General features: G+C 37.3%; 18 protein-coding genes and 1 riboswitch. Of the genes, 5 read left to right on the forward strand and 13 right to left on the reverse strand.

From position 1 onward, the window contains the following. Positions 1-7 precede the first annotated feature (7 nt). Positions 8-577 (forward strand): response regulator transcription factor, encoded by a 570-nt coding sequence (locus H4J39_RS09975; protein ID WP_182227877.1) that lies wholly within the window; start codon positions 8-10, stop codon positions 575-577. A gap of 3 nt (positions 578-580) precedes the next feature. Here H4J39_RS09975 and H4J39_RS09980 read toward each other — a convergent pair whose 3' ends face one another. Beyond that, on the reverse strand, positions 581-1,699 hold the full coding sequence (locus H4J39_RS09980; RefSeq protein WP_182227879.1) for a DUF3083 family protein: 1,119 nt from the start codon (positions 1,697-1,699) through the stop codon (positions 581-583). A gap of 126 nt (positions 1,700-1,825) precedes the next feature. On the opposite strand from H4J39_RS09980, the gene H4J39_RS09985 reads away from it, so the two are divergent. Together H4J39_RS09985 and rmf are read left to right on the forward strand one after the other, a co-directional pair. Beyond that, positions 1,826-2,068, forward strand: a complete 243-nt coding sequence (locus H4J39_RS09985) for a DUF3820 family protein (RefSeq protein ID WP_182177197.1) — start codon at positions 1,826-1,828, stop codon at positions 2,066-2,068. A 243-nt stretch (positions 2,069-2,311) separates the two neighbouring features. Then, positions 2,312-2,485, forward strand: coding sequence for a ribosome modulation factor (rmf, locus tag H4J39_RS09990; protein ID WP_182177196.1), 174 nt, complete (start codon positions 2,312-2,314; stop codon positions 2,483-2,485). Positions 2,486-2,560: 75 nt separating this feature from the next. On the opposite strand, the gene ung is transcribed toward rmf, so the two are convergent. The 12 genes from ung to moeA form a co-directional block, all read right to left on the reverse strand. Next, positions 2,561-3,247: a uracil-DNA glycosylase gene (gene ung / locus H4J39_RS09995; protein WP_182227881.1), complete on the reverse strand. Its 687-nt coding sequence runs from the start codon at positions 3,245-3,247 to the stop codon at positions 2,561-2,563. Positions 3,248-3,327: 80 nt separating this feature from the next. Continuing rightward, a complete protein-coding gene (gene thrC, locus H4J39_RS10000; RefSeq protein WP_182227883.1) occupies positions 3,328-4,623 on the reverse strand; it encodes a threonine synthase in 1,296 nt (431 codons plus the stop codon). A gap of 47 nt (positions 4,624-4,670) precedes the next feature. Then, a complete protein-coding gene (thrB, locus tag H4J39_RS10005) occupies positions 4,671-5,618 on the reverse strand; it encodes a homoserine kinase (RefSeq protein ID WP_182227885.1) in 948 nt (315 codons plus the stop codon). Further along, positions 5,618-8,074 (reverse strand): bifunctional aspartate kinase/homoserine dehydrogenase I, encoded by a 2,457-nt coding sequence (gene thrA, locus H4J39_RS10010; protein WP_182227887.1) that lies wholly within the window; start codon positions 8,072-8,074, stop codon positions 5,618-5,620. The genes thrB and thrA overlap by 1 nt, the downstream gene beginning before the upstream one ends. A gap of 321 nt (positions 8,075-8,395) precedes the next feature. Beyond that, a complete protein-coding gene (locus H4J39_RS19310) occupies positions 8,396-9,346 on the reverse strand; it encodes a sensor domain-containing diguanylate cyclase (protein ID WP_182227889.1) in 951 nt (316 codons plus the stop codon). Continuing rightward, positions 9,346-9,954, reverse strand: coding sequence for a chemotaxis protein (locus tag H4J39_RS10020; RefSeq protein WP_182227890.1), 609 nt, complete (start codon positions 9,952-9,954; stop codon positions 9,346-9,348). The genes H4J39_RS19310 and H4J39_RS10020 overlap by 1 nt, the downstream gene beginning before the upstream one ends. After that, complete coding sequence (locus H4J39_RS10025) at positions 9,951-10,316, reverse strand: response regulator (protein ID WP_182227892.1); 366 nt, start codon at positions 10,314-10,316, stop codon at positions 9,951-9,953. The genes H4J39_RS10020 and H4J39_RS10025 overlap by 4 nt, the downstream gene beginning before the upstream one ends. Before the next feature lie 483 nt (positions 10,317-10,799). Continuing rightward, the gene (locus tag H4J39_RS10030) at positions 10,800-11,513 is read right to left on the reverse strand and encodes a M48 family metallopeptidase (protein WP_182227894.1); all 714 of its coding nucleotides are present in this window, start codon (positions 11,511-11,513) and stop codon (positions 10,800-10,802) included. A gap of 42 nt (positions 11,514-11,555) precedes the next feature. Continuing rightward, positions 11,556-11,912: a YebG family protein gene (locus H4J39_RS10035; protein WP_182227896.1), complete on the reverse strand. Its 357-nt coding sequence runs from the start codon at positions 11,910-11,912 to the stop codon at positions 11,556-11,558. Positions 11,913-12,084: 172 nt separating this feature from the next. Further along, the gene (gene dbpA, locus H4J39_RS10040; RefSeq protein ID WP_182177186.1) at positions 12,085-13,467 is read right to left on the reverse strand and encodes an ATP-dependent RNA helicase DbpA; all 1,383 of its coding nucleotides are present in this window, start codon (positions 13,465-13,467) and stop codon (positions 12,085-12,087) included. A 315-nt stretch (positions 13,468-13,782) separates the two neighbouring features. Further along, entirely contained in the window at positions 13,783-14,481 is a 699-nt protein-coding gene (locus H4J39_RS10045; RefSeq protein ID WP_182227898.1) for an alpha/beta fold hydrolase, read from the reverse strand. Between the two features lie 60 nt (positions 14,482-14,541). After that, entirely contained in the window at positions 14,542-15,777 is a 1,236-nt protein-coding gene (gene moeA, locus H4J39_RS10050) for a molybdopterin molybdotransferase MoeA (RefSeq protein WP_182227900.1), read from the reverse strand. A 220-nt stretch (positions 15,778-15,997) separates the two neighbouring features. Further along, a riboswitch (molybdenum cofactor riboswitch) is annotated at positions 15,998-16,148 on the forward strand. Between moeA and moaA the strand changes: the two genes are divergently transcribed. Both moaA and H4J39_RS10060 read left to right on the forward strand, forming a co-directional pair. Then, complete coding sequence (gene moaA, locus H4J39_RS10055) at positions 16,135-17,106, forward strand: GTP 3',8-cyclase MoaA (protein ID WP_182227902.1); 972 nt, start codon at positions 16,135-16,137, stop codon at positions 17,104-17,106. It overlaps the preceding riboswitch by 14 nt. A 1-nt stretch (position 17,107) precedes the next feature. Further along, positions 17,108-17,788 (forward strand): molybdenum cofactor guanylyltransferase, encoded by a 681-nt coding sequence (locus H4J39_RS10060; protein ID WP_259368805.1) that lies wholly within the window; start codon positions 17,108-17,110, stop codon positions 17,786-17,788. Positions 17,789-17,811: the final 23 nt, after the last annotated feature.

The raw sequence follows: 17,811 nt of genomic DNA on the forward strand, positions 1-17,811 counted from the left end.
GAAGTGAATGAAACTATTAATTGTTGAAGACGATAGCGCTTTTGCAAGTATGCTTAAACGGCGTATGGAAAAATATGGATATAGCTGTTGGTTAGCCGATAATATTAATGATGCGTTATTAACTTGTCATCGTCAGTTACCTGAATTTATATTACTGGATATGAAGCTTCATCATGAGAGTGGCTTGAATTTGATTACTCCCATGAGAAAATTGCTACCACATAGTCGCATTATTCTTTTAACTGGTTTTGCGAGTATTGCTACTGCTGTTGACGCAATAAAACTTGGCGCTGATGATTACCTCACTAAACCGGTAGATACACAAACGTTGTTATCGGCATTAGCTAAAAATAATAATTCTTCTATAAAACACTCAATGCCTACTTCCAATAGAGGGGAAGAGATTAAAAATGAGCCAACGCTTTCAACTGAGCAAGTTGAATGGGAGCACATTCAACAGGTATTAAAATTTAATAATGGTAATGTTTCAGCAACCGCACGTCAGCTTTCAATGCACCGCAGAACGTTACAAAGGAAGCTGCAAAAAAAACCAACGGTTAATACCGGCGCTCGTTAAGCATTATTCTTGAAAGTCATAAGCAATATGCTGATGAAACCTTACGGTTAGTTCATCTTTATTGATTGGAATTTCAAGCTCTGTTGCTAATAAACGCATGGCTTGCTCTATTTGATTAATAAATCTCCCGTATCCGCTATGCTGTGAATCCTCAGTAGTAGCAACAAAAATCAACTGTACATTATCAACCAGTTCATCCGCTTTCCATTTGCTAACCAAGCCACAAGGGCTTTGTTTAGGGTTATAACCTAACATTTGTAGTTCACCTATCTTTGAAATTATTTCATGCAAACTATGACGAACAATTGGCACTAAACCATTAGCAATTAAGGCGCCGTTGTTTAAATTAAATCGCTTTGCCACCAGTGAAAAAGTATCGGTTAAGTAGGTATAAAGTGGATTGTAGGGGTCTTTAGAATTAGCATCTATATCAACTAAACCCAATAAACGATTATCAATGGTTAAGTTAATAACCGCATAACTGATTGCCGAGCAGTCGGGTGATATCACAACATTATGAGAATTATAACGGTCATAAATGGGGCGTAACTTATGTGCTTGTGTCCCTAAACAGCCCTTATTCTTAGCAAATAAATCATAGGTGAGATGCTGATGGTCACGCAGGCGAATAGCCTTATTCGGTAAATTTATTTGCTCAGAAAAGCTATGAAGTAATGTTGTTACTTTTTGATGGAATATGGCAGCGTTGAAACGAATATCGTCGCCTGAAGCTAAGAATAACAACGTAATTTTTTTTGCACGAATACTGGCATCAAAAAAAGAGTTTTGTAGTTCATGGTTTTGTGGATCGTAATAAAATAAAATTTGCTGATTAGTTTGCCATTGATGCATTTCTTGGCTGTAGCGAACACGTACTAATTTGTCGTTAGCAATAAACAAGCTACTTTTTATTTCATAATCATTGCTGAGCGTAAATAATAACTGTGACAAGTTTTGATAAAAATTATAGTAAGGTTGAGCGCTATTAGTTGAAATGTTTGGAGAAACTAACTTTATTAATTCATCAGTAACTGCAAATTCAGCTAAAATATATTGGTTGTCTCGCGCATTTGAAGGAATATAAGCTTTGTGTGCAGCACTACGTTTTCTTACTATGGACATATCCGTTCCCTGTGTGAAGTTGTCGATAATTTCGTATTGATTATAAATAGAGCGTGTGACACTTTTATGATGTCAAAAGCTTTATGGGTTATCATCTTCGCTGGAAAATTTAATGGTTAGAAAAATATGTTTTCAGATCAACAAGCTTTACTCGACGCTGTGAATCAAATAATGCCCTTTGGAAAATATACAGGCAGGCCTTTATTAAAATTGCCAGAGCCTTATTTAGTTTGGTTTAAATCAAAAGGTTTTCCAGAGGGGAAGTTAGGGCAGCAACTGGAATTAATTTATGAAGTCAAACTCAATGGTCTTGAAGGTATGTTAGAACCTCTTTTACGTTCAAGCGGTTTAGGTATTCCAGAACATTAAAATAATTTTTTATAAAAATAAATTTTTAATATTTATAGGTAATAACGTTTTTCGGTAACAAATTGTTTTATTTATTTAATCTAAAAGTAAATTTTTTTCATCCCTTAATAATTTCTTATTAAGCACTTTTTTAACCTTTAAATGACTTGATTTAGTCTCTTGATTAATCTTAACTGAATTGTCGGTTGCTGTTTAATTCGACAGTAATAAAATATATAACAAGGCAATGATGGAGAGTTAACCATGCAAAGAAAGAAAAGAGATCGTCTAGGTAGAGCAAATTCTAATGGCTATCAAGCAGGCCTTACCGGTAAAACGAAAGAAAAATGTCCTTATCAAAATACTGATGCTAAATCAGAATGGCTAGGTGGTTGGCGTGATGCCGTTACAGATAGAAATTTAGGATTATTCAAGTAATAGGGTATAAAACCGTGTGAATAAAAATAGCCCTTTTTATGCGTATTTTAAGGGCTTGGTATTGTGATGTGAAAATTAAATTTTTTCGGGTAAATGCCAATTTATCTCTTGTCTGTTTTTTGAAGATAACCATTCATTCGCTTTTGAAAAATGCTGACAGCCAAAAAAACCTCTGTAGGCTGACAATGGCGAAGGATGCGGACCATTTAATACTAAGTGTTTATCAGTATTAATACTTTTCCCCTTTTTTTGTGCATGAGCTCCCCAGAGTAAAAACACACACCCCCTGTTTTCTTCATTAATGCTATTTATAACGGCATCAGTAAACGTTTCCCAGCCTAATTTAGCATGAGAGTGTGCCTGTGCCTTTTTTACTGTCAATACCGTATTAAGCAATAAAACACCTTGCTCAGCCCACTGCGTTAAGCAACCGTGATTGGGTTTCTTGAAATCACTGAATTCATTGGTAAGTTCTTTATAAATATTAACTAAAGAGGGAGGAACTTTGACACCAGCTTGCACAGAAAAAGCTAAACCATGGGCCTGGTTTTCACCGTGATAAGGGTCTTGGCCTAAAACAACGACTTTAATATCTTTAAGATCTTGATAACAAAAAGCATTAAATACATCACTTTGTACAGGAAAGATAATTTCACCGTCAGTTCTTTGTTGAGAAATTTCTTGGCTTAGTTGAATGAAATAAGGTCTAGCTTGTTGTTCATTGATGATTTTTTGCCATTGCGGCTTGATCTTGGTAGTCATAAAAAAGGCCGTTAATTTAAATTAACGGCCATTATAAGCGTGTTTTTAGCAGAGCAATAGCCATTTAATTAATGATGATATTAGTGATCGTTTAATAATAAATAGTCACGTAAGTCGCTAAAGTTAGCGGCCATATCTTTTGATAAAATGGTTTCGCTGGCGCAGTCAGCAAGTTCTTTAGGTAAGCCAATAGGTTGACCTAAAATACTTTCTACAACATCTTTAAATTTTGCCGGATGCGCTGTTCCTAAAAATACGCCAAATTCGTCTTCGTTGGCATTGTACTGTAAGGCTTTATAGGCAATAGCTGCGTGTGGTTCGCTAATATAACCGAGCTTAGCAAGCTGTAAAACCGCTGACTGTGTTTGTTCTTCGTCAATAGATACAGCGTTAACACAATCGCTGGGTACAATACCCGATTTTAGCATGTGCTCTACGCGTGGCCAGTTGTTTGGATCGCTAACATCCATCGCATTTGAAATCGTTGCAACAGTCGTGTGAGGGGTCCACTCACCTGTTTTTAAATAACGAGGCACAGTATCGTTGGCATTTGTTGCCGCAATAAATCTTTTGATCGGTAAACCGAGTGCTTTAGCAAATAAGCCAGCGGTTAAATTACCAAAGTTACCACTGGGAATCGAAACAACAACATCATTCAACTCAGTTTTACACTTTTGACGAGATAACTGAGCAAAACCTTCAAAGTAGTAACATACCTGAGCTAATAAGCGGCTGATATTTATTGAGTTAGCAGAGTTCAAACCTATGGTCGTGGCGAGCTCTTTATCATCAAATGATTTTTTTACTAAGGCCTGACAATCATCAAAACTGCCATCAATAGCAAGCGTTTCAATATTACCACCTAAGGTCGTAAACATTTTTTCTTGTAGCAGGCTAATTTTTCCTTTTGGATATAGGATCACTACGCGAATATTTTCAATATTATGAAAAGCGTGGGCAACAGCAGCACCTGTATCACCAGACGTTGCTGTTAATATGGTGATCTTTTTGTCTTTGCTAAATACTTGTAAGCATTTAGCCATAAAGCGTGCACCAAAATCTTTAAAGGCGAGCGTTGGGCCATGGAAAAGTTCGAGTATTGCTCTGTCTTTATTGATCGGTTGAATTTGTGCGGGAAAGTTAAAGGCACTCGTGACAATGTCGGTTAATTGATCTTTGGTTAAATCACCTTCAACAAAAGGGTAGAGTACTTGTACGCTTCTTTCTACCAATGGCATAGCAAGTAATTCGTCAATATTGTCTAAAACAGGGATTGTTTCTGGAAAAAAAAGCCCTTGGTTTTTACCTAGTCCTTGCTTTACTGCACCCGCAAAACTGACTTGTTCATCGTTTTCTTTTAGATTATAAAATTTCACAACATATTCCTAATAAATTTGGTGTTTTTTACTTTTTAATAAAGTGACTAAGTAGGTAGTTTACTCGCACCCGCTAAATCAGCCTGACAGACATGGACAAAACCAGAGTCTGTTTGTAAATAATTTTTCTGTAACCAACGTGCAGCGCTGCTAGCTTTTTCAAGTGACTCACTGACACAAAATAGCGTGGGTCCTGAGCCTGAAATACCTATCGCTAAATGGCCTTGCTCTTCGAGATAAATTTTGGATTGTTCAAACTTAGGTAACAAGTGTTTACGGTATGGTTCTGCAATCACGTCTTTGAGCACTGAAAATGCTTGTTCTTTATCATGACGGTGACAAGCATCAACAAAAGTGGCTAAGTTTTGGCTGAAAGTAATGGCATCAGCGCGACTGTATTGAGCAGGCAAAACGTCTCGTGCTGCTTTTGTTGAGACATTAATGCCAGGATAGGCCATTACGTAATAGCAATCATCAAATTGAGGCAAGTCTCTGCAAATAACCTGTTTGTCTGGCACCATTAATTTTAGCCCACCTAAATAGCAAGGAGCAACATTGTCATAGTGTAAACTGCCACTTATTTTTGCTTCCATTTCACCCATCATGAACAACAGAGTTTTTTCATCGAAATATTGCTGATAAAATTCATTGAGTGCAACCAATGCCGCCACAACAGAACATGCGCTTGATCCTAAGCCACTGCCGACAGGCATTTTTTTATCTAAAGTTAACAGCACTTGCTGTATGGGTTGTTTTTCTTTTTCAAGGGCTTGATTATATAAAACCAAACAATGCCAAACAATATTATCTGTGACCTTACCCGGTAATTTATTGGCGAATTCGCCAATAACAATAAGCTTATTTTCATGAGAAGGTTCTATCGAAACCACATCACCTAATAAAGTACCGTCAATGGGTTTAACAGCTAATCCTAATACATCAAAACCAACATTGAGGTTACCAATTGATGCTGGAGCAAAAACGGAAAGAGTCATTAGTGTTGTTGCTCCCATGCTAGTGTTCTTAATAAATCACCAAAAACGCCAGCGGCTGTTACTGCAGCTCCTGCACCATAACCACGTAATACGAAGGGTAATGGTTGGTAATAACGGCTATGGATGGCTAGGGCATTTTCACCCTCTTTAACACTGTAAAGGGGGTGATCACTGGTAACAGCTTCAATAGCAACTTTGCATTTTCCATCGACAATATTACCAATATAACGTAAAACTTTACCTTCTTCTTGAGCATTTTTTACGCGTTGCGAAAATTCATCGTCAATATTAACTAAGTTCTTCATAAACTCACTGACGCTGCCACTCGCATCGAAGCTTGCGGGTAATACTGGTTCTATAGATATATCTGATAATTCAAGCGGTATTCCCGCTTCACGGGCCATTATAAGCAACTTACGTGCAACGTCTAATCCACTTAAGTCGTCGCGAGGATCTGGTTCGGTAAAGCCATTTTCTTTTGCAATAGCGGTTGCTTGAGAAACAGTCATACCCTCTTCTAACTTACCAAAAATATAAGAAAGTGAACCCGATAGTACGCCTTCAAAGCGAACAAGCTCATCGCCTGCTTTAATTAAGCTTTGCAATGTGTCAATTACAGGTAAGCCTGCACCTACGGTTGTTTCATATAAGAAACGGCGGTTTGTTTTTTGCGCAGCACTTCGAAGCGCTTGATAATATTCCCAAGAATCGGTATTGGCTTTTTTATTGGGTGTAACAATATTAAAACCTTCTTCTAGGTAGTTAAGATAACTCATTGCTAGAGATTCACTTGAAGTTGAATCAACTAAAACTGGATTTATCAGATGATTGTCACGAACAAAAGCCTTTATATTTTCAACACTTACTGGTGTTGATTCATTATTCATTTCTGCTTGCCAGTTTTCTAGATCAATGCCTTCTTTATTAAAGACCATGCCTTTACTATTCGCAATACCATACACTTTTAAGGAAATATTCTGTGCTTTAAGTTTAGGTTGTTGACGCGCTATTTGTGCAATAAGTTCACTTCCAACAACACCACAGCCAACAAGAAATACATCAATAGTCGGTTTATGAGTGAAGAAATTTTGATGACTGACTTTCATTGCATCAGTACATTTACGTTTCTCTACTACAACAGAAATACTACGCTCAGAAGAGTCTTGGGCGATGGCAATAACATTGACGCGAGCTTGAGCTAATGAGCTAAAAAACTTAGCGGCAACTCCTTGTTGATGGTGCATGCCGTCACCGACCAGTGAAACAATGGAGAGTTCATGCTGTAATTTTAGAGGTTCAAGTAAACCGTTCAGTAACTCTAGTTCAAACTCTTGATGCAGACTTTGCGCAGCTAATTCAGCATCACAGGTATGAATACAAAAACTAATACAATATTCACTAGAAGATTGGCTAATAAGTACTAAAGAAATATTTTCTTGGCTCATTGCCGCAAATACACGACTCGCCATCCCAACCATTCCTTTCATGCCGGGGCCTGAAACATTAATCATGGTTAAGTCATCAAGATTAGATATTGCTTTAACTTTTTTAGTTTTGTCATCTTCATTAGAGATTAAAGTCCCTGGTGCCGCAGGGTTCCCCGTATTTTTAATCAAACAAGGAATATGAAATTGAGCAATGGGGCCAATTGTTTTAGGGTGTAGCACGCTAGCGCCAAAATATGAAAGTTCCATTGCTTCTTGGTAAGACAAATAATCCAGTAATTTTGCTTCTTTAATCAGGCGAGGATCTGCGTTAAAAACACCATCAACATCTGTCCATATTTCACAACATTCAGCTTGAGCGCAAACAGCAAGAACGGCTGCAGAATAATCAGAACCGTTTCTACCAAGTGTAGTGACTTGCCCTTGTTTATTAACACCAATGAAACCCGGCATTAAGGCGACTTTATTGAGTTTGTTGTAATGGTTTTGAAAGTTTTCTTTTGACAGAACTAAATCAGCGACCGCATTAAGTGATGCATCATTGGTGATTAAAAATTTTTCTGGTTCAATGACTGAAGTCTCAATATTTTGTGCGCTTAATACGGATTCAAGCAACGCAACACTTAAACGTTCACCTATGCTGATAATAATAGCGCGTATATGGTCTGGGCAATAAGACAGCATTGTCGCGCCCTGTAAAAAACGAGAAAGCTGATGCTCCCAGTTTATAAGGGTTTGCTCTGCGTGCACGGGACTGAAATTGGGTAAGCTAGCACCAAGATCATCAATAATGCTAATAATTGCTTTTCTGAAATGTTTTAAATCATTTTGTAATTTTATTTCATCGCTAATATTCTCTGCCATAGCAACTAAATGATTCGTTACGCCTTGCGGAGCTGAAACAACAACTGCTACAGCAGAGTCATTACTTTGGTCAGATATGATTTTGGCAACTTGCACAAAACGTTTTGCTGAGGCGAGAGACGAACCACCAAATTTTAATACACGCATTTTACTTCCTTTTTATTGTAAATGCTTTGCGAGCCAAAGCATTTACAAAGATTCAAAAACCTTAAAACAAAAAAAGCCCGGAACTTTAAGAGTCACGGGCTTTTATTTATTGTGTTTTTTACACGTCAGCCGATGACCACCATCCCTGTGAGGGTGGTAGTAATAATAATAATGGTAATACGACGGACAAATGTTTTCATGGTTATAAAATGCCTGAGCAGTGTTTTACTGTCAATAGTTATTTCTGAATAAAAAGTTATATTTTATTCAAAAAAGGGAAGAAAGGTTGTTTATATTGTATATTAAGGGAATTTTATTCAATTATTTAACTTGAATCAAATCTTTTGCAACACAAACAATATTCCTTCCAGATGCTTTAGCATCATATAGAGCAAGGTCTGTATTGGATATTAAGTCTTCATAGCGAGTGTCTTTTTCGCTAATAACAGCAACACCAACACTAGCAGTAACTTTTATTTCAGTTTCTTGAAAGTTAATGACATTTTTACTGATCGCAATTCGAATTCGCTCAGCAACATCAAGCGCACCGATTATATCAGTATTAGGGAGAATAATAGCGAATTCTTCACCGCCGTAGCGACCAAATAAATCACCTAAACGTAATAATGAACTAATAACTTTTGCTGTTTCTATTAGTACGAGATCTCCGCCAAGGTGCCCATAAGTATCATTAAGTAATTTGAAATGATCTAAGTCGAACATGATCAGTGCTAAACCATGTTGATAACGACGAGCGCGTGAAAACTCTTTTTCTAAACATTCTTCCCAATGCTTGCGGTTAAATATCTGGGTTAAACCATCGATCCGATTGGCTTGTGCAAGCTCTTCTAGTGTCTTATTGAGTTGGGTTTGGTAATGGCATACATCGGTAACATCTTCAATAAGAATACAAACGTGCTCATTATCCTCTTTAGCTTCAAGGGGTAAAAAGGTACAGTTTTGTGCCATAAAGTGACTGTTTGTCGTGATAGGGCGAGTATGGGGTAATTCAAAAAGGTGATGTCTTTGTTCCCAAGAACAAAAAGACTGTGTCTTTAACTGAAAGACGCTTTCAATTTTTCTTTTTAACCACTTTTCTGGCAACTCAGGAAAAATTTGGAAAATATCTTGACCAATAAAATTTTCAGGCTTTTTATCGGCATGAATTTCTAAATAGCGATTCCAAAATACAATATTGTACTTGCTATCAATGATAATAATACCGGTATTTAATTTGTTGGCAATATCAGTACAAATATCATCGGGAGACATCAGAACGCTTCCAGAATTCTGTCGATTACTGTTTTGATGTTAATAATGGCGGATTCTGGAATAAATAAAACCATGTCGCAATTAAATGAATAATCAGTTACTTGGTAAGTTATTTTAACTTTTAATGCTAAGTCCCAATTAAAAGACTGTTGAGCAAGATGATCGGATATCGCACTTTGTGAGCCTGCTAACAGGCGTGGAGCACTATAAGACATCTGATTCTCTATTTGTTTGGCAAACACATTCAAGAACGTGGTGGTTAAAATAGAGCTTAGGTCGATAATTTGTTCTTCAACGGATAATTCATCAGGTTCATAGCCAAGTAAGTCGCCGAGACGATCAGAGTCCTTTGGCTTGTACATCAGAAGTGCTTCACCACGAATGCCTTCATAACCAAAGAAGCCCTGACTGACAACAGCAGCAGAATTCTCGTTACTATTTAACATATCAAGGAGACTAATTGTGCTAACTTGTTCAATACTAGGTACTTTCAAATAAACGAAGGTGTTTAAATATCGAGCAAGTTGATCACTTGCTTGACCCATAGCAACATTGATAATTTCTTGTAAACAATCTTGCTGATCTTCATTTAAGCTGAGATCGCTCATAAAAAACCATTATTTTGTAAATGAGTATTAAGCACATCTAATTGAACGGGTTTACGCAAAAAAGCTTTCGCGCCTAACTCAAGGACTTTACTTTGCATTTCTGGTTGAACATCAGCGGATATAACGAAGATTGCAGGGGTAATATTTTCATCTTTTAGTGTTTGTAGAACACCTAAACCGTCGAGAACTGGCATCGTAAGATCTAGAAAAAGAATGTCAAATTCTTGACTCCGTAAAAGCTCAACGGCTTCTTGGCCATTTGTTGCTAATTGTGCATTGGCTGATAGTTGCTCGGGTAAGCTACGTAAAACTTGCTTACGTGCCATATTAGAGTCATCACAAACAAGAACTGAAAAGCTCATGTGATTGGGCATCCTTTATTATTTTTATTCTATAACGCTAATCTACCTTAAATAAAGTGCACTGTTAATTAATAAAGCACAAAAAGCTGATTTATTATGCTTTTATTTATAATAAAATTAAGAAAACCTAATGTTGCAACATATTATAAACATCTTCCCTGTAAATCATAAGCTAATGATTACATTAATTAACATAATAGACATTATTGCAGAAAGGGTATAAATCGCCGCTGCTTTCCAGTTGTAGGTTTTTAGTTTCATATCTTATCTCTTCATCTCTTGATAATAACAACGGATAGTAGGTTGTCATTCTCTGGTGAATTTAAATTAGTGAGTAAAAGATAAGCGATATTCGTGCCAATAATTTATTGTAAGGTTTAGATATCTTTGCGAATTTTCATTTTTTGATATTGAAGTTTTTAAATCGAGCTTGCACCGTCTTTACCTGCGTGCCGATTTATCGCTATGAGGTGAGCTTGGTAGTTAAATCGTAGGCCATTGCAATTGACTTTGGTAAGATTTTAGCCAAGTTTTTGCTAACAAGTAGTTAGGATAGTGTAAGGCAACTAATTGCCAAAAATCAGCTGAATGATTCATGTGCCGAAGGTGGCACAGTTCGTGAACTATTACGTAATCGATGATCCATTTAGGTGTCATTGCTAATAAAGAACTAAAACTCAGTTCTTTTCTACTATTACAACTTCCCCAGCGTGATTTATACAATCTTACATTGAATGACTTAGGTAAAACGCCAATTTTTTCTGCGTAGTGACACAGGTTTTGATCAATATAAAGTTGAGTTTGTTGCTTTAACCAAGCTTGAAGTTGCTGTTTTACATATTTATCTTGCTGTTTAATATCAGCTGCAATTTTTGTTTTTAATTTATCAGAAAGTGTGACAATGATAATATCTTGATCAAAGGTGACGTCAGGAAATAGCCCATAATGAATATCAAGGGTTTTACGTTCACCATTAATCAGTAATTGGCTGTCTTGTTGATAATAATCATTTTTAGCGGCAGGTTGGGCGTTTTGTTCGGCAATTTTTCTTTGCAGCCAAATGCTTTTTGATTTAACAATATGAGCAATATCTTGCTCGGATACATATTTTGGCGCACGGATAATTATTTTCCCGTGCTTAACCTGTAAGCCAACCGTTTTTCTTTTGACACTACGAATAAGCTGATATGACAACATAACTAAATATATTTAAAGTTGGTGTGCATTAATTCAAGTCATTTAACTTGCTTTAGCTTTTCGTGGTGCTTTTACTTTTACAACTGCTTCAGTTTCTAAAGGTAATTCACTACTTTTTACTTTTTCAGCAGGCGCGGCTACGTTCTTCTTTGCTGGGGTCTCTGGCTTAGCTTTTTTGGCCTGGAGTGCAACAAGCACTTCTTCACGATTTTTAGCTAAGTAAATACAAAGTTCTTCACGCACTTTCTCATCAATATTTAATGTGGTTCCTTCAAACATTTCGGCTAAGCTATCAGCCATATCAAGCATTTTGTCATACTCGTCTGCTGCTTTTTTGTCCATGAATGTTTCTACCTCCACACCTTGTCTAATGACGACAAATCGACTTTCAACTGCCATTACTTTTCCTTACCTGATCAATATTACGCTTGATAGTTTTATCATAGATGATAAAACAGCCTATACAATACAATTTAAGCTGTATATGAATACAGTACTATACGAGGTTTTTAATTAAATACAATCGTTTTATAAAACCTCGTTATTCTTAAGCACTATTTTACGGTGTTGACTATAACAACCTCACTCTAAATTTTCGGCCTTTTAACTTGCCGTCACTGAGTTTTTTAAAGGCTTGTTTGGCAAATTTTCGGCTGATAGCCACATAAGCCCAGTTATCTGATAATTGGATCTTACCCACTTCGCTACCTGAAATAGTTTTATCGCCAGTAAGTGCGCCAAGAATATCGCCAGCACGAACTTTTTGCTTTTTACCGCCGTCTATTTGTATCGTCGCCATTTTAGGCGCATACACTGAAGCGTTTAATACGCTAGCATCAGGCAGTAATTCACCTTCAATAGTACGGTCAAGATAATCTTCTAATAAACCTATTTTGTAACTTTCTTTTTCACTAAAAAAAGAACAAGCAATACCGGTGCTTCCTGCTCGTCCTGTTCGTCCAATACGGTGCACATGTATTTCGCTATCGCGAGCGATATGATAATTAAAAACTGCATCTAGGGCATCAATATCTAAACCACGCGCGGCAACATCAGTCGCGACTAGAATTGAGATACTCTTATTAGAAAAGCGCACTAATACTTCGGTACGATCTCTTTGCTCTAAATCGCCATGTAAATCTTGCACATTAAAGCCATAATTGCGTAGCTCATCGACAACTATTTGTACGTCTTTTTTGGTATTACAAAAAACGATACTCGATTCTGGTTGATGCTTTAATAATAATAAGCGAATACCGTCAATGCGTTCACTGTCATTTTCTACTTTATAGAAGTGTTGTGAAATAGTGCTCTCTTCATGGTTGCCCTCAACCGTTACTTTTGTTGGTGATTGCATTATTTTTTTAGCAATATCGGCAATTTCTGGTGGGTAAGTAGCACTAAATAATAAGGTTTGTCGTTGTTGAGGAATTTGGCTAATAATAAAATCAACAGAAGCTTGAAAGCCCATTTCTAGCATACGATCGGCTTCATCGAGTACGAGCATGTTCACATCGTCTAACTTTAACGTACCTTTACCTAAGTGATCTTCTATTCTGCCAGGTGTTCCAACGATAATGTGAGCACCGTGTTCTAGTGAGCCAACTTGTGGACCAAAAGGCATACCGCCACACAGGGTCAGTATTTTGATGTTATGAATAGCACGGGCTAATTTACGAATTTCTTTCGCTACTTGGTCAGCCAATTCACGCGTTGGACAGAGAATAAGTGATTGAATACGAAAACGTTTTACGTCAAGCTTCTCTAAAACACCTAAGCCAAATGCCGCTGTTTTTCCTGAGCCAGTCTTACCTTGGGCAATAACATCGCCACCGGCAATAATGGTGGGTAAGCTCTGTGCTTGAATGTCGGTCATCTGTTGATAACCCATAGATTCTAAATTTTGAATTAACTCAGGTTTGAGTTTTAAGGTGGAAAAACTAAGCTGGCTCAACGGGAATTCCTTGGCATAAAAATAATGCGCTATTTTACCTTGTTTACTTATACCAAGTCTACTTAGTTAGTTCCCTCTCAGATTTTCCCAGCGCTTTGAGAACAAATAGAATTATTTTGTATATAGCTATTCTATATGAAAGTAATTCTCTGTAGTTATCGAATCGCTGGGAAACTCCCGAAGGGCGAGTTTAAAAGGCTTACAGGCTGCGTTATTGATTTTGATAAGGGAATAACCATTCTCATCAATCAATGCCTTGCCTCTAAACCTTCTAAATATCGCTGAGCGGGAAGAAACTAAGTAGAATTGGTATCATTACTCGATAAAAAAACGCTTGATGTTAAGTGCACACTTTTCTGGCTGTTCAAGGGGTAACATATGACCGGTGTTATTAAGTACTGATAAAGAAATAAGCGGAGATTGCGTTGCAATGGCTTCAATAAGATTGATCTTAACCAGTAAGTCGTTATCGCCAATTAAGAACTGAATAGGGAAGTGCAGCTTTGGTAGTTTTATTAATAAATTTTCACGCTGGGTTGTTACTGTTAATTGATAAATAAGCGTTTCTTTACCAAGGTCTGTATCCATTTCACGCACACAGTTAATGATGTCATAGTTTTTTTGTTTACTGACATCAAGCAAGGCGGTGATTCGTTTTGTGGGGATCCCTAAATAACCATGAGTTTTTAAATAAGCGATCGTTCGACTTCGCTGTTTTAATTCAGCCTCTGGTAACGAGTAAGACATATTAGAAATAAGCAGTAATTTGTTGATTTTTTCCGGGTATTTCAATGCATAAGCCGAAGCTAAATAACCGCCTAAAGAAAATCCAACTAAATTTATTTTTCCTGCAGGGAATTGTTGCTTAAGTGCAGTGACTATTTCATCGATATTTCTTTTTACCGGGATGGCAATATGAATAAGCTCAATATTTTCAGGTAAGTGCTCAGTGCAAGCCTGCCATAAGCGTTGATCGCACATGGTACCTGGCAGGCAATATATTTTAACGGTCATAATGTTTTTTAGCCGTATTTTTCATCAAGATGTTAAAGCTCGCTTCGCCTTTAAAGGCTGTTATTGGATAACGTCATCAAATAATTGCACATTCACTATTTCTTTTGCTAATACCGTTCCTTGACTCGCCGGTAAAATAATATAGCAGTTAGCTGAAGACATACTGGTTAAGATGCCAGAGCCTTGACCACCTGTACTAGTAACGGTCATTTCACCTTGCTCATTTGTTGACAAAACCGCCCGCTGAAAATCCATGCGTCCGGCACGTTTGTTTAATTGCGTTGCTGTTTTCACTCTCAATAAAGGCATTTTTTTTGGTTGGGCATTCTGCAACTTTAATAACGCAGGGACCGCTAATTGATGCGCTGTAACCAAAGCAGAAACTGGATTACCGGGTAAGCCAAAAAAATAGCTGTTGGGGAGTTTTCCAAAGGCAAAAGGTTTACCTGGTTTCATGGCTATTTTCCAAAAACCAATTTCACCTAATTGTTCAAGTATCAGTTTAGTATAATCGGCGTCACCTACAGAAACACCACCTGAAGAAATAACGACATCAGCTTGCTGGTCTGCTTGCTCAAAGGCTGTGCGTATTGCCTGTTCGTCATCGGCGATAATACCAAAGTTAATAACCGTGGCATTGAGCTTGGTTAACATAGCGATTAACGCATGACTGTTACTTTCATAAATATCACCATCATTAAGCATTTCCCCAGGAGACTTTAGTTCATCACCGGTTGCTAATACCGCTACCGTAATTTTACGAAAAACTTCCACTGTGGGTACACCTAAAGAGGCGAGTACGCCAATATCAATTGCAGAGAGCTTTTTACCTTGGGTAAATACTTGTTGGTTTATGGCAATATCTTCGCCAGAAAAACGTATGTTATCGTTAAATTCTCGCGTTTCTAGAAAGGTAATGCTGGTATCGTTTGCTTGGCAGTTTTCTTGCATTTCTACAGTATCACAACAGCTTGGCAATTTTGCACCCGTCATAATACGTATACATTCACCTGCCTTACATTCCCCTTGAAAAGGAGCGCCAGCCATCGACCGACCTACCATTGTTAATTTATTAGTCGCCTGTAAACTTGTTAAGGTAAACGCATAACCATCCATAGCTGAATTATGATGAGGAGGCACATTTAATGGGCTTGATATATTATTGGCTAACACGCGATTTAAGCTTTGCGCTAAAGGAATAGATTCAGATTCAGTTATTGGTTTTATAGCCAATAACATTTTTTCCATCGCTTGTTCGAAAGGTAATAGTCCAGGAGCAGAACAACAATCAACCATAGGTAACTCTTTTTTTATTATGCGGTAAATTAGCGCCGCTTGCGTGTAATACCTATAAGCGCTCAATGGAAGTCACTTAATGGCATAAGAATACATTATTATGCCGTAAATTCGCGGCCAAAGAACATGCTTTAAGTCATCAGTTTTTGATACAAATCAAAATTACTTATTATCAAGCCGTATTTTAATAGTGAAATAGTTTACTATACTACCATTCATTAATTGAATTATTCGCCGAGCTTTTCTAGCTAAATCTTTTTTTAGAATGCTATTTAAGCCGTGGTTCATAGTAATTTTGCTATAACCACCAGGGTTAACAAGGAAACTTGTTAGCCTCCCTACATTTGGAAAGGTGAGATGTTAACAGACAACTTCGGTCGCAAGTTTTATTACTTGCGCCTCTCTATAACTGACGTTTGCAACTTCCGTTGCACCTATTGCTTACCTGATGGTTATTCATGCGACCATGATCGTGACTTTTTATCCTTTGACGAAATTAAGCGTGTAGCTAATGCTTTTGCTCAAATGGGGACAGAGAAAATTCGTATCACGGGTGGCGAACCTTCACTGCGCAAAGATTTACCTGAAATTATCGCTGCATGTAAGCAAACCCCCGGTATTAAAAAAGTCGCAATAACGACCAATGGGTATAAATTACCTGAGCATTTACAAAGTTGGTTAGATGCTGGGATCGACGCGATTAATATTAGTATTGATAGTCTCGACCCGCGCATGTTTCATTCGATCACCGGTCATAATAAATTACCCCATATTTTAAAAGGTATTGATATGGCGTTGGCCGATGGTCGTACAACGATTAAGATTAATACGGTATTAATGCGTGAATACAACGGTCACGATATTAAAACCTTTCTTGATTGGCTGAAAGTGACTCCAGTGACTTTACGTTTTATTGAGTTAATGCAAACCGGTGATAACCAGGAATTTTTTGATGCGCAACATGTACAAGGTGCACGCATTAAACAAAATTTAATACTCGATGGTTGGTTGCCTGTAGTTAATGATAAAGCAGCAGGGCCAGCACAAGAATTTTATCATCCTGATTATTTAGGAAAAATTGGTTTAATTATGCCGTACAGCAAAGACTTTTGTAATACCTGTAATCGTTTAAGAGTAAGCTCATTAGGTAAATTGCATTTATGCCTATTTACCGAAGAAGGTTTACCGCTCAAAGAATATTTACAACAAGATGATGTCGAACCGTTGAAAGAACAAATTCGCGCCATGATGACTGATAAAAAAGCCACACATTTCTTGCAGGACAAATTGACCGGTGCCACTAAAAATCTAGCGATGTTGGGCGGCTAAGATGAATGCAAATTTGTTTAATCAAGCGTGTTTAGGCGTGGTATTAGCGGGCGGAAAATCTTCTCGGATGGGCACTAATAAAGCCTTGTTAATGCGTGAAAATACTGCGGTGAATGGGCAAGCAGATGGCAAAGAAAATATGCTTAGTTACAGTAAAAACTTGCTGAAAAATATAGGTATAAATAATATTGTTGTCAGTGGTTATGTTGATGGAACTGATGTGAACAGCGAAAATTATGTTACTGACCAATTTGCCGACCTTGGCCCAATGGGTGGCATTTATAGCGTGATTAAAAAATACCAGCCTAAATCATTACTCATTTTACCGGTTGATTTACCTTTAATGACCAAGGAAACACTTGCGCAGTTAAAAATCAAAGGTGAATTAGCCCAAAAAGCCTGCTTTTTTACCGATCATTTTCTACCGCTTTATTTACCTAATAATGCTTTTGTTGAGCAATTTTTTACTACGCATTTTATGCAATACTTACAAGGTAATACCAGTGGTTTAACCAAAAGTAATAGCAAGATAAAAAAGGGCCCTTCTATTCGTTCTATGTTTGCACAAGTACCGCATCAGGCTTTAGCAATAAAGTCGTCACAGTGCTTATTTAATAGCAACACACCGCAAGAATGGCAACAAGCACTGTTGGGCATTAATTCTTTAGGTAAAAAAATGTAAAAGTCGTCATACTGAACTTGTCT

It is taken from the genome of Colwellia sp. Bg11-12, assembly GCF_014076955.1.
Taxonomy (GTDB): Bacteria; Pseudomonadota; Gammaproteobacteria; order Enterobacterales; family Alteromonadaceae; genus Colwellia_A.

Excerpts from the sequence above, each read along its gene's own strand:
- H4J39_RS09975 (WP_182227877.1), top strand. The coding sequence starts at position 8 with ATGAAACTATTAATTGTTGAAGACGATAGCGCTTTTGCAAGTATGCTT.
- H4J39_RS09980 (WP_182227879.1), bottom strand. The coding sequence starts at position 1,699 with ATGTCCATAGTAAGAAAACGTAGTGCTGCACACAAAGCTTATATTCCT.
- H4J39_RS09985 (WP_182177197.1), top strand. The coding sequence starts at position 1,826 with ATGTTTTCAGATCAACAAGCTTTACTCGACGCTGTGAATCAAATAATG.
- rmf (WP_182177196.1), top strand. The coding sequence starts at position 2,312 with ATGCAAAGAAAGAAAAGAGATCGTCTAGGTAGAGCAAATTCTAATGGC.
- ung (WP_182227881.1), bottom strand. The coding sequence starts at position 3,247 with ATGACTACCAAGATCAAGCCGCAATGGCAAAAAATCATCAATGAACAA.
- thrB (WP_182227885.1), bottom strand. The coding sequence starts at position 5,618 with ATGACTCTTTCCGTTTTTGCTCCAGCATCAATTGGTAACCTCAATGTT.
- thrA (WP_182227887.1), bottom strand. The coding sequence starts at position 8,074 with ATGCGTGTATTAAAATTTGGTGGTTCGTCTCTCGCCTCAGCAAAACGT.
- H4J39_RS19310 (WP_182227889.1), bottom strand. The coding sequence starts at position 9,346 with ATGTCTCCCGATGATATTTGTACTGATATTGCCAACAAATTAAATACC.
- H4J39_RS10020 (WP_182227890.1), bottom strand. The coding sequence starts at position 9,954 with ATGAGCGATCTCAGCTTAAATGAAGATCAGCAAGATTGTTTACAAGAA.
- H4J39_RS10025 (WP_182227892.1), bottom strand. The coding sequence starts at position 10,316 with ATGAGCTTTTCAGTTCTTGTTTGTGATGACTCTAATATGGCACGTAAG.
- H4J39_RS10030 (WP_182227894.1), bottom strand. The coding sequence starts at position 11,513 with ATGTTGTCATATCAGCTTATTCGTAGTGTCAAAAGAAAAACGGTTGGC.
- H4J39_RS10035 (WP_182227896.1), bottom strand. The coding sequence starts at position 11,912 with ATGGCAGTTGAAAGTCGATTTGTCGTCATTAGACAAGGTGTGGAGGTA.
- H4J39_RS10045 (WP_182227898.1), bottom strand. The coding sequence starts at position 14,481 with ATGACCGTTAAAATATATTGCCTGCCAGGTACCATGTGCGATCAACGC.
- moeA (WP_182227900.1), bottom strand. The coding sequence starts at position 15,777 with ATGGTTGATTGTTGTTCTGCTCCTGGACTATTACCTTTCGAACAAGCG.
- moaA (WP_182227902.1), top strand. The coding sequence starts at position 16,135 with ATGTTAACAGACAACTTCGGTCGCAAGTTTTATTACTTGCGCCTCTCT.
- H4J39_RS10060 (WP_259368805.1), top strand. The coding sequence starts at position 17,108 with ATGAATGCAAATTTGTTTAATCAAGCGTGTTTAGGCGTGGTATTAGCG.